Genomic DNA, 13,227 nt, shown 5'->3' on the forward strand with positions numbered 1-13,227 from the left:
CGGCCCAAACGCCGAAGAACTAAAGCCCCTCCAGCTGCGCCATCAGATCATTCAACCGATCCACCTTCTCCTCAGTCATATCGCTGGCCGCCAGTCCATCAATGTACTCGGCCAGTTCCGCCACCGTACTGCACTCGAACATCGCGCGCAGCGGCACATTGCGTTGCAGGGTTTTCTGCACTCGCGATGCAATCTGCGTTGCCAGTAGCGAATGCCCGCCCAGTTCGAAAAAGTTGTCGCGCACGCCGACCTTGTCGACCTTGAGCACCTGGGCCCAGATATCAGCCAGGGTCTGCTCCAGCTCGTTGCGCGGGGCCAGATAGTCCTCGCTCTGCAACTGACCGATCTCCAGCGCCGGCAAGGCTTTGCGGTCGAGTTTGCCGTTGGCATTGAGCGGCATTTGCTCCAGCCACAGCCAGTGCAGCGGCACCATGTATTCCGGCAGTTCGGCGCGCAGGCGTTGCTTGATCTGCTCCAGGCGTTCGGCCGGATTGAGCGCTGCATCGGCGGCGACCAGATAACCGACCAGGTGCTTGCCGTTGACGCCCTCTTGCACGCCAACCGCCGCGTCACGTACTTGCGGTTGTTCGTGCAGACGCGCTTCGATTTCACCGAGTTCGATGCGGTAACCGCGAATCTTCACCTGATGATCGACCCGGCCGACGTATTCCAGCACACCATCAGTGCGGCGCCGCGCCAGGTCACCGGTGCGGTACAGGCGCTCGCCCGGCGCGCCGAACGGGTTCGGCACAAACACCGGCGCGGTGCGCAGCGGATCGCTGACGTAGCCGCGACCGACACCGATGCCAGCCACGCACAATTCACCCACCGCGCCCAGCGGCACCAGATCCAGCGCGCCATCGAGCAGATAGAGCAAGTTGTTGTCGGTCGGCGTGCCGATCGGCAAATAACTGCCACGCGTCGAGGCCAGGTCGACGCGGTAGAACGCCACGTCATCGGAACATTCCGCCGGGCCGTAAGCATTGACCAGGCCGATCTGCGGGTAACGCAGCAGCCACTGATGGGCCAGCTCCGGCGGCATCGCTTCGCCGGTCGGCAGCATCCAGCGCAAGCCGTCGAGACTCAGCCGCTCGGCGGCGAGCATGCCCTGAATCAGCGACGGCACACTTTCCAGCACCGTAATGCCCTGCGCCTGCACATGCGCCAGCAAACCTTGCGGATCGTGGGCAATCGCATTCGGCACGATATCGACCCGCGCGCCGAACAACGGCGCAGCGAGGAACTGCCAGACGGAAATATCGAAGCTCTGCGAGGCGGTCTGTGCAATCACATCGGCCTCGCTCAAGTCGAGATATGGTCGTTTGCTCAATTGGTTATTGAGCATGCCGCGCTGCTCGACCATGACGCCTTTTGGCAAACCGGTCGAACCCGACGTGTAGATCACATAAGCGAGATTGTCCGGGCCGCTGTGAATGCCGGGATTATGCGTCGCTGTCGCCGACGCCTGCACCTCTTCCCACACCAGCAGGCGCGGACGGTTCGAACAGCCAAACGCCTCGAGCAAGGTCTGCGCCTGTTCGCGGCAAGCTGCGCTACACACCAGCAACGGCGTGCGGCTGAGCTCGATAATGCGGCTCAGACGCTGGCTCGGCAGACCCGGATCCAGCGGCAGGTAACCGGCACCGGCCTTGAAGCTGCCGATGATCATGCCGAGCAGGTCGAGATTGCGTTCGGCCAGCAGCGCCACCGGTTGATCCATCCGCACACCGGCAGCGACCAGGGCATGGCCGAGGCGGTTGGCGTTGTGGTTCAGTTCGGCGTAGCTCAATTGCTGATCGAGGCAACTGGCGGCGATGCGCTGCGGATGCGCCGCGACCTGCGCTTCGAACAACGCCACGTAGCTTTGCTCCAGCGGATAGTCGTGGCCGCTCTGGTTGCAACCGTGCAGCAGGAAGTCGCGTTCTTCGTCGCCCAGCAGCGGCAAATCGGCCATGTCGCCATGGAAGCCGTCGACCAGCGCCAGCAGTAGGCGCTTGAACTCACTGAGCATGCGCTCGACCGTCGCCTCGTCGAAGTAACGCTGGTCATAGGACAGGTGCAAGCCAAGGTCATCGCCCGGGTAGCACACCGCCGTCAGCGGGAAGTTGGTATGGGTGCGGCCGGAATCCGAAGTGGCATTCAAACTCTGCGCTCGGTCGAGCACCGAGACTTCCACCGGGGCGTTTTCGAACACGAAGAGGCTGTCGAACAGCGGCTGGCCCTTGGGCAATTCGCTCTGTTCCTGAATGTTCACCAGCGGCAGGTATTCGTACTCGCGCAGTTGCATATTGCTGTCGAGCAAAGCGCTGAGCCATTGGCGCACGCTGCTGCGCTGATCGTCCGCAGGCATCTTCACGCGCAGGGCAATACTGTTGATGAACAGGCCGACAGTGCGCTGCATCTCCGGCATCTCCACCGGACGCCCGGCCACTGTGACGCCGAAGAGCACGTCGCGATCGCCGCTCAGGCGCCGCAGCACCAGAGCCCACGCAGCCTGGGCGAAGGTGTTGACGGTCAGTTGATGGGCCTGCGCCAGTTCCCGCAGGCGGGCGCCGTCCTCGGCATTGAGGCGGGTGTAACGGTCGCCGACGATCATGCCGCCGCTTTCGCCAGCGTGTTCGCGCAGGAACGGCCGGTCGCTGGGGATCGGCGTAGTGCGTTCGAAGCCTTGCAGATTCTGCCGCCACCACTGCCGCGCCTCGGCCAGGCTCTGACGTTGCAGCCAGCCGATGTAATCGCGATAACGCGGCGGCACGCTCAACTGCGCTTCGCGACCTTCGCCGAGGGCGGTGTAGATCTCGAAGAAATCGTTCATCAGCAGCGACCGGCACCAGGCATCGATGAGGATGTGGTGGTTACTCATCATGAACCAGTAGCGCGCCGCGCCGACCTTGATCAGGCGCAGGTGGAACGGCGCCTGATTGAGCAGATCGAACCCGGCCTCCCGCTCGCTTTTCAGCAGCGCTTGCAGCTGCGGTTCCTGCTCGGTTTCGGCGACGGCGCTCCAGTCCAGGTACTCGATCGGCGTACGCCCCGGCGTGTGAATCACTTGCAGCATGTCTTCGCCAACGTTCCAGCAGAACGAAGCGCGCAACGCTTCATGACGGGCGACCACCGCTTGCCAGGCCTGGGCGAAACGCTCGGGGTCGAGCTCGCTGTTGATGCGATAACGATCCTGCATGTAGTACAGACCGGTGCCCGGTTCGAGCAGGGTGTGCAGCAACATGCCTTCCTGCATCGGTGTCAGCGGATAGACATCTTCGATGTGCGCGGCCGGCACCGGCAGCGCATCGAGTTGTGCCTGAGTCAGTTTCGCCAGCGGGAAGTCCGACGGCGTCAGGCCACCGGCACCGCTCTGCAGGCAGTGCTCGATCAGGCTGCACAACTCGCCGAGATAGGCATCGGCCAGATCATTGATCGTCTGCACCGCATAACGCTCGGCACTGAAAGTCCAGCGCAGTAGCAGTTCCCCGCCATACACCTGACCGTCGACGCTCAACTCGTTCGGCAACGGCGCCTGCGGATCATGAGCGGCCCCGACTGCTTCATCGAGAGGATGGAACAGCGCATCGCTGCCGAAGCTCTGGTCGAACTGGCCGAGATAATTGAAGGTGATCGGCGCCTGTGGCAGCGCGGCCATGCGCTGGCGGCAGCCGTCATCGGCCAGATAACGCAGCACGCCATAACCGAGACCTTTGTGCGGCACGGCGCGCAGTTGTTCCTTGATCGCCTTGATCGAAGCACCCTGCCCGGCAGCCTCTTCGATGTTGTGCGGGGTCAGGCGCAGCGGGTAAGCGCTGGTAAACCAGCCAACCGTGCGGGTCAGGTCAATCTCGTCGAACAGGGTTTCGCGGCCGTGGCCTTCCAATTGAATCAACGCCGACGGCTGTCCGTTCCAGCGGCACAACACACGGGCCAGCGCGGTCAGCAGCAGGTCGTTGACGTGGGTGCGATAAGCACTCGGCGCCTGTTGCAGCAATTGGCGGGTGCGCTCGGCGTCGAGGCGCACGCTGACGGTTTGTGCATGCCGATGCTGCCTGCCGCCCTGCGGGTTTTCGCAAGGCAGATCAGCGCTCGGCCCGGCCAGTTGCGCCTGCCACCAGCTCAATTCTTCACGCAGCGATTCGCTGCCGGCATAAGCGTGCAAACGCGCGGCCCAGTCCTTGAAGGCGCTGGTTTTCGTCGGCAGTTTCAGCGGCTGCGCAGCGTCGAGTTGGCGATAGGCAGTTTGCAGATCGTCGAGCAACACGCGCCACGTCACACCGTCGACCACCAAGTGGTGGATGGCGATAAACAGGCGTTGCTGTGCACCGGCGACGTCGACCAGCACTGCGCGCAGCAGTGGGCCGTTATGCAGATGCAGACTGCGTTGTGCATCGGCGAACAAGGCTTCGCACGGGGCCAGCGAATCGACGCTGAACTGCCAGAGAAGTTCTTCATCGGTCAGCGCCTGGTGCGTTGCCTGCCACGCTTGATCGACTTCGCTGAAACGCAGACGCAAGGCGTCGTGCTGCTCGATCACTGCCCGCAATGCTTGCTGCAGACGTTGCGGTTCAAGGCGCATGGTCGGCTCCAGCAACAGCGCCTGATTCCAGTGCTGACGCTGGGGAATGTCCGTACCGAAGAACCAATGCTGAATCGGCGTCAGGCGCGATGCCCCATCCACCAGACCTTGCTCGGCAGTCACTTGCTGCGTGCGGCTGGCCACTGCGGCGAGCGTCTGCACCGTCTGATGCTGGAACAAGTCGCGCGGGCTGAAGTGAATGCCCTGTTGACGCGCGCGGCTGACCACCTGAATCGACAGAATCGAATCACCGCCGAGTTCGAAGAAGTTGTCGTTGAGGCCGACTTGTTTGACGTTGAGCACTTCACACCAGATCTGCGCCAGGGCCTGCTCCAGCTCGTTCTCTGGCGCGACATAGTCCTGACGATTGAGCTCCGGGTCCGGCGCTGGCAAGGCGCGGCGGTCGAGTTTGCCGTTGGCGGTCAGCGGCATGCTTGCCAGCAGCATCAGGTGGGTCGGCACCATGTAGTCCGGCAGTTGCGCCTTGAGGTGCGACTTCAGTGCTTCGCGCAGTTCAGCTTGTTGCGCTTCGCTCTGTTCGGCGATCTCTGTAACGAGGTAACCCACCAACTGCTTGCCACTCGGCGCATCCAGCGCCAGCACCACCGCTTCGCGGATCGCAGGGAGATCGAGCAGGCGCGTTTCGATTTCGCCCAGTTCGATGCGGAAGCCACGGATTTTCACTTGATGGTCGATCCGCCCCAGATACTCGACCAGACCATCGGCACGCTGGCGCACCAGGTCACCGGTGCGGTACATACGTCCGCCATCAGCGGCAAACGGGTCAGCGACAAACCGCTCGGCGGTAATGCCCGGGCGGTCGTGATAGGCCTGGGCCAGACCGGCGCCGCCAACAAACAGTTCACCGGTCGCCCCCTGTGGCACCAAGGCCAGATCGGCGTCGAGGATGTAGGCGACCCGCGACCCGATCACGCTGCCGATCGGCACGCTGCCGGCGCCCTCTTCCAGTATGTCTGGCGCCAGACTGGCCAGCGGCATGACCACGGTTTCGGTCGGGCCGTAGGCGTTGAAGAACTGCGCCGGATGGAACGCTGCGCGGATGCGCTGCAGATGCTCGCCGGTCAGCGCTTCGCCGCCGGTGATGATCATGCGCACCGGCAGGATTTCATTGTGTGTAGCGAGGAACTGCGCTAACTGGCTGCCATAGCTCGGCGTGAAGCCGAGGACGTTGATGCGATGCGCACGAATCAAGCCGCAGATTTCTTCCGCGTCCCACTGCCCTTGTGCCCGCAGCACCACCTGCGCGCCGCTGAGCAACGGCACCAGCAGACGCTCGGTGGCAGCGTCGAAGTTGATCGAGTAGAAGTGCAGTTCGCAGTCGTCCGGGCGCATGCCGAAACGCTCGATCACGGCTTGGCAGTGCATGGCGATTTCGCCGTGGGAAACCACCACGCCTTTCGGTTTGCCGGTCGAGCCCGAGGTGTAGATCAGGTAGGCCTGATGCTGCGGCAGGCTGATGAACGGCAACTCGCTCGCCGGGTAGTCGGCCAACGCTGCGCTGTCATCTTCCAGACACCAGCGCGCCACGCTTGAAGGCAACTCGCCGAGGGCTTCGAACATCGCCCGATCGCTGAGCAGCAGACCGATGCGGCTGTCTTCGATCATGTAATGCAAACGGTCGAGCGGGTACTCCGGATCCAGCGGCACATAGGCGCCGCCAGCCTTGAGAATCGCCAGCAGGCCGATGACCATTTCCAGCGAACGCTCCAGCGCCAGACCGACCCGCACTTGCGGGCCGACCCCGCGCTCACGCAGCGCCCAGGCCAGACGATTGGCGCGAGCGTCGAGTTCGGCGTAGCTCAAGGTCTGCCCGGCGAAGGTCAGCGCTGGCGCGTCTTGGCGCGCCAGCGCCTGTTCGGCGAACAGGTGATGGATGCACTGGTCGAGACGATGCTCGCCCGGCTCGACGCCAAGGCTGTCGAGCAGGTGCTGTTGCTCAGGTCTGTCGAGAAGCACCAATTCGCTGAGGCGTTGTTGCGGATCGCTGATCAACGCTTCGAGCAGATTTCGCCAATGCCTGGCCATGCGTTCGATGGTCGGTTCGTCGAACAGATCGGTGCTGTAGGTCAGGCAGCAACCGAGGCGATGGTCGAGGTCGGTGACTTCCAGGTTGAGATCGAACTTGGTTGCCCGCGCATCGTTGGCCAGGTACTCGACGGTCATGCCGGCGAGCATGCGGCTTTGCTGGAATTCCCAGCGCTGCACGTTGCACATCACCTGGAACAGCGGGTTGTACGCGGCGCTGCGCGGCGGTTGCAAGGCTTCGACCAAATGATCGAACGGCAGATCCTGATGGGACTGGCCTTCGATCACCGTATGTCGCACCTGCTCGAACAACTCGCCGACCGACATCTGCCCGTCAAGCTGGCAACGCAGCACCTGGGTATTGAGGAATGCGCCGATCAGCCCTTCGCTTTCCGGGCGGATGCGGTTGGCCACCGGTGCGCCGATGCGCAGGTCGGTCTGGCCGCTGTAGCGGTAAAGCAACGTGGCGAGCGCGGCGGTCATGGTCATGAACAACGTCAGACCGTTCTGCGCATTGAACGCCCGCACCCGCGCGGCCAGATCGTCGCTCAGTTCGAACCGGAACAGCTCGCCCTGATGGCTCTGCACCGGCGGACGCGGACGGTCGCCGGGCAACTCCAACAGCGGATGTTCACGACCGAGTTGCGCGGTCCAGTAATCGAGCTGGCGCTGGCGCTCGCCGGACTCCAGCCACTGGCGCTGCCAGACGCTGTAGTCGAGGTATTGCACCGGCAGCGGCTCGAGCGGTGATTGGCGCTCATCGACGAACGCTTCGTACAGCGCACTGAGTTCACGGGCAAAGATGTCCATCGCCCAGCCTTCGGTGACGATATGGTGCAGGGTCAGGACGAAGTAATGCTCGTGCTCGGCAGTCTTGACCAGACAGGCGCGCAGCAGCGGGCCGGTTTCCAGATCGAACGGCTGGTGTGCTTCTGCGTCAGCCAGTTGTTGCACTTGTTGCTCGCGCAGTTGCGCCGGCAGGCTGGAGAAATCCTTCCAGCCCATGCGCACGCCGGTTTCGGCATGCACCTGCTGGCGGGCGACGCCGCCGACACTTGGGAATGTCGTGCGCAGGGTTTCGTGACGCAGGATCAGCGCCTGCAACGCGGCCTCGAAATGTTCGACATGCAGCACGCCACGCAAGCGCGCCATGCCGCCGACGTTGTACGCCGGACTGTCCGGTTCCATCTGCCAGAGGAACCACATGCGCTGCTGCGAATAGGACAGCGGCACCGCCTGGCTGCGGTCGACTGTGCCGATCGGCAGCTGTTGATTGGTGCGGCCGCTGGCCTGGATCAGGCGGATCTGTTCGGCGTAATCGCCAAGCTCGCTGTGCTCGAACAAGGTGCGCAGCGGCAACTCGACGTCACAGGCCTGCCGCGTGCGCGAAATGATTTGCGTGGCCAGCAGCGAATGACCGCCGAGGGCGAAGAAATCGTCGCCCAGGCCAACCCGCTTCAGGCCGAGGACTTCGCGCCAGATCGCAGCGATCTGTTGTTGCAGTGCGCTGACTGGTTCGATGTGCTCGCACACTTGCCATTGCGGCTCGGGCAAGGCGCGGCGGTCGAGTTTACCGCTGGGACTCAGAGGCATCGCATCGAGGCGCAGCAGTTGCGCCGGAACCATATATTCCGGCAGCTCGGCGGCCAGGGCGGCTTTCAGGCGAGCGACCTGTTCGTCGGCTTGTTCAGCAGCATCGGTGGCGGTGAAATAGCCGATCAGTTGCGCACCGGCAGCAGTTTCGCGCACTAACACTGCGGCTTGGGCGACGCCCTCCTGAGCGAGCAGGCGCGCCTGGATTTCTTCCGGCTCGACGCGAAAGCCGCGCAGCTTGACCTGTTGATCGAGACGGCCGAGGTATTCGATCACGCCATCGGACGACCTGCGCGCACGGTCACCCGTGCGGTACAAACGGGCGCCCTGCTCACCCAGCGGATCGACGACGAAGCGTTCAGCGGTCAGCGCCGCACGACCAAGGTAACCGCGAGCCAGCCCGATGCCGCTGATGCACAGCTCACCCGCCACGCCCGCCGGCACTGGATTGAGATCGGCATCGAGGATGCGGCAGATCACATTGCCCAGGGGCCGACCAATCGGCGAGCGCTCGCCATCAGCAGTTGTGCAGTGCCAATGGGTCACGTTGATTGCGGTTTCAGTCGGGCCGTAGCGGTTGTGCAATTGCACCGCTGGCAATTGCGCCAGCACGCGGTTACGCAGCTCGGCAGGCAAGGCTTCACCGCCGGAAAACACTCGGCGCAGGCTGGTGCATCCGGCACTCAGCGGCTCGTCGATGAACAGCGCCAGCAGCGGTGGGACAAAGTGCAGCGTGGTCACGCCGTGTTCTTGAACCAGTTGCGCGATGCGATGCGGGTCACGGTGCTCGCCGGGGCCAGCAAGCAGCAGACGCGCGCCCGTAATCAGCGGCCAGAAGCATTCCCACACCGAGACGTCGAAACTGATCGGCGCTTTTTGCATCAGCACGTCGGTCTCATTGAGGGCGTAGGTGTTCTGCATCCATTGCAGGCGCTCGGCCAGCGCGGCGTGGGTGTTGCCGACGCCTTTCGGTTGCCCGGTGGAACCCGAGGTATAAATCACGTAGGCGAGGTTGTCGCCGTGCAGATGCAGGCCCGGGGCCTGGCTGGGCCATTTGTCCAGATGCAGCGCGTCCATGGCGATCACGCTGACACCTTCGCTGGCCGGCAAGCGTTCGAGCAGTTCAGTCTGGGTCAGGAGCAATTGGACGCCGCTGTCGCTGAGCATGTAAGCGAGGCGCTCGGCCGGGTAATCAGGATCGAGCGGCACATAGGCGCCGCCAGCCTTGATGATCGCCAGCAAACCGATGAGCAATTGCGGCGAACGCTCGGCGGCGATGGCCACGCACACGTCCGGGCCAACGCCTTTGTCGCGCAGGTAATGGGCGAGCCGGTTGGCTTGCGTGTGCAGCTCGGCAAAATCCACGCGACCGCTCTCCCACACCAGCGCGGTGCGTTGCGGGGTTTTGCGCAGTTGCTGGTCGAGCAGTTCCGGCAGCCATTGCTGCGCCGGGGTGCACGGGGCGGCGCTCCAGTCGTTGTGCTGTTGCTGTTCGCCGACGGTCAGCAAGCGCAGATCGCCGATGGCCTGCTGTGGCTGTTCGCAGATTTCGCTGAGCAAATTATGGAAATGCTCGGCCAGTCGCTCGATGGTCGCAGCGTCGAACAGTTCGCTGGCGTAGTCGAACGACAAGGTCAGGCGCCCGTTGCGATCCTCTTCGCTGTGCAGTTGCAGATCGAACTTGGCTTCGCGGCTGTGCCACGGCAGCTCTTCGGCGAGCAAGCCCGGCAGGCGCTTGAGCGCATTAAGGTCGCGCTGCTGATGGTTGAACATGATCTGGAACAAGCCCTGCTCGCGGGCCTGCGGGAAAGCTTCGAGCAGTTGTTCGAAGGGCAGATCCTGATTGGCTTGGGCGCCGAGTGCGGCATCGCGCGTCTGGCTCAGCAACTCGGCAAACGGCAGGCGCGAATCGATTTGCGCACGCAGCACCTGGGTGTTGATGAAGAAGCCGATCAGGCCTTGGGTTTCGAGGCGCGGACGGTTGGCGTTGGGCACGCCAATGCGAATGTCGCGCTGACCGCTGTAGCGGTGCAACAGGCTTTGCAACGCAGCGAGCAAGAGCATGAACGACGTCGCTTCGTGGGCCTGTGCGGTCTGGCGGATCGCCTCGCTGAGCTTCGCGCTCAAGCGCACGCTGTGGCGTGCGGCGCTGTGGTTGTGTCTGGCCGAGCGCGGGTGATCGGTGGCCAGTTCCATTGTCGGATGCTCATCGCCCAGTTGCGCTTTCCAGTACGCCAGTTGCCGCTCGCCCTCGCCTTGCGCCAACCATTGCCGCTGCCAGTTGCCGTAGTCGGCGTATTGCGTGGGCAGCGCGGCCAGTGTCGCCGTCGTACCCTGGCTTGCTGCGGCGTAGAGGCGCGAGAATTCGTCGAGGAGAATATTCAGCGACCAACCGTCGGCGATGATGTGGTGCATCGTCACCAGCAATTGATGCTCTTCATCCTCGAGGCGCACCAGGGTCACGGACAGCAACGGGCCTTTTTCCAGATCGAACCGAGTGCGCGCCTGGGCTTCGCGAATCTGCTCGGCGCGGGCTTTACGCTCGGGCATTGGCAGGTCGCTGATGTCGATCAGTTGCAGGTTGAATTCGGCATCAGCGAGCACTTGCTGCAATGCAACGCCGTCGCGTTCGAAGAAACGTGTACGCAGGGATTCGTGGCGTTCGATCAGTTGCTCGAAGGCGCTGCGCAAGGCGTCTTCGTCGAGTTCGCCCCGCAGGCGCAGGCCACCGGGAATGTTATAGGCGCTGCTGTGCGGGTCGAGCTGCCAGGTGATCCACAAACGGTTTTGTGCCAGCGACTGTGGCATCGGCTCGCTGCGCGATAACGTGCCGATTGCCTGTTGGGCGCTGCCGCCAATCGCGTGTTGCTGCGCCACAGCGGCGGCGAAGGCGCGCAGGGTTGGCGCTTCGAACAGCAGGCGCAGGCTCAGCTCGACACCGAGTGCTTCGCGAACCCGCGCAACTACTTGCGTGGCGGCGATCGAGTTGCCGCCGAGCAGGAAGAAGTGATCGTCGGCGTTGATTTGTTTGACGTTGAGTTGCTCGGCCCAGAGTGTCCCGATCACCGTTTCGAGATCCGAAGGGCAGCTGGTCGCGCTGTTCGTTTCGGCTGTAATCGAAGGGAACATCGCGTAGCTGTCGAGACTGCCATCGGCCAGACGATTACGGCACGCCGAGCGCTGCAGTTTGCCGCTGGAGGTTTTCGGCAACGCGCCCGGATTGAGCAACACCACCACGCTTGGCGCCTCCTGATACGCCTCGGCCACAGCTTGGCGAATGGCTTTGATCAGCGCTTGCGGCGGGAGGATTTTCTGCACGCTGCGGCTGATTTCCGCAGCGATGCCAATGCCCTCTTCACCGCTGTGATTGACGGCGAACGCCGCTACACGACCCTTGCGCACCACTTCGACTTCGCGCTCGATCGTCTGCTCAATGTCCTGCGGATAGAGGTTGTGACCACGAACGATGAGCATGTCTTTCAGGCGCCCGGTGACGAACAACTCGCCGTCGCGAATAAAACCCAGATCGCCGGTGCGCAACCAGGTGCGGCCAGCATGCTGAACGAAGGTCTTGGCGCTGGCTTCGGGGTTGCGCCAGTAACCGTGGGCAATGCTCGGGCCGGCGGCCCAGACTTCACCGACGGCGTTTTCGGCCAGTTCTGCCAGCGTATTCGGCTCGACGATCAGCACCGCGTGTTCCGGCTGGCTGATACCACAGCTCATGATCGCGCTGCCGTCGCCCGGCTCGGCGCGGTTTTGCGCCAGCGCCTGATCGTCCACGCGCAGCGCCGGGATGCCGGTGCCGCGCGGCGTGCCAGCGACAAACAGGGTCGCCTCGGCCAAACCGTACGAGGCCATGAAGCTGTTTTCACTGAACCCGCAAGCGGCGAATTTTTCGGCGAAGTGTTCAAGGGTATCGAGGCGGATCGGTTCGGAGCCGGAATAGGCCACCCGCCAACGGCTCAGATCGAGGCGCTCGAGGGCTGATTCGCTGACCCGTTCACTGCACAAACGATAGGCGAAATCCGGCCCGCCGCTGATGGTGCCGCCGTACTCGGCGATTGCTTCCAGCCAGCGCAAAGGGCGGCCGAGGAAGTACGCCGGCGACATCAGAATGCACGGCACGCCGCTGAAAATCGGCTGCAACAGCCCGCCGATCAGACCCATGTCGTGATACAGCGGCAACCAGCTGACGATGACGTCGTCCGGGTTGACGTCGATGCCGAAACCGTGGCGGATCAGCCGTTCATTGGCGACCAGGTTGCCATGGCTGACCTGCACGCCCTTGGGCAGCGCAGTGGAGCCGGAGGTGTATTGCAAAAAGGCGATGTGCTCGGGCGGCAGGGCCGGCTCGACCCAGTGTTCGGCCAGTGCGCTGTCGAGGGTGTCGACACACAACAGCGGCGGCGCGCCTTCGATTTGCTGCAAGCCATCGCGCAGGTCGGCGCTGGTCAGCAACAGCTTGGGCTCGGCGTCGGCGATGATCGACAACAAGCGCTCCTGATGGTGACGGCGCGCGGATTCCGGTGGATAGGCCGGCACCGCAATCATGCCGGCGTACAGGCAACCGAAAAACGCCGCGACGTAATCCGCGCCACTGGGAAACAGCAGCACCGCGCGCTCACCGAAACCGGCCTCGGCCTGCAACGCTGCGGCGATCGTGCGCGCGCGTTGGTCCAGTTCGCGATAGCTGAGCACCACAGCCTGATCGGCGTTTTCGGCGAGAAAACGCAAGGCCAGTCGATCCGGCGTCAGGGCCGCGCGACGCTTGAGGGCATGGACCAGGGTGCTGGGGAGTTCGAACGCGTCGGTCATGAGGTTTCCTGCCTGAATTCGGCTTGCAAGTGGAATCGAGGTACTGCGACACGCCCGGTCAAAGGCGTGCAGGACGCGGTCTGTGCCGACCGCGCAAGGCATCGGAATGCGCTGTGGCCGGGCTCTACGCCCGGAACCATTCACCAATGAGAACGGATGACGTCTTGAAATAATTAGTCGGCAGGCTCGACGTTCAGCGGGGCCGGAGT

Annotated in this window: 1 protein-coding gene; it reads right to left on the reverse strand. The window is 63.4% G+C overall.

Translation table 11 applies throughout. The annotated features are described in order from the left end of the window. Nucleotides 1-19: 19 nt before the first annotated feature. Complete coding sequence (locus tag ACP7D9_RS21450; protein ID WP_426159553.1) at nt 20-13,018, reverse strand: non-ribosomal peptide synthetase; 12,999 nt, start codon at nt 13,016-13,018, stop codon at nt 20-22. Nucleotides 13,019-13,227: the final 209 nt, after the last annotated feature.

The sequence above is a fragment of the Pseudomonas sp. TSRC2-2 genome, assembly GCF_049897785.1.
In the GTDB taxonomy this organism is placed as follows: domain Bacteria; phylum Pseudomonadota; class Gammaproteobacteria; order Pseudomonadales; family Pseudomonadaceae; genus Aquipseudomonas.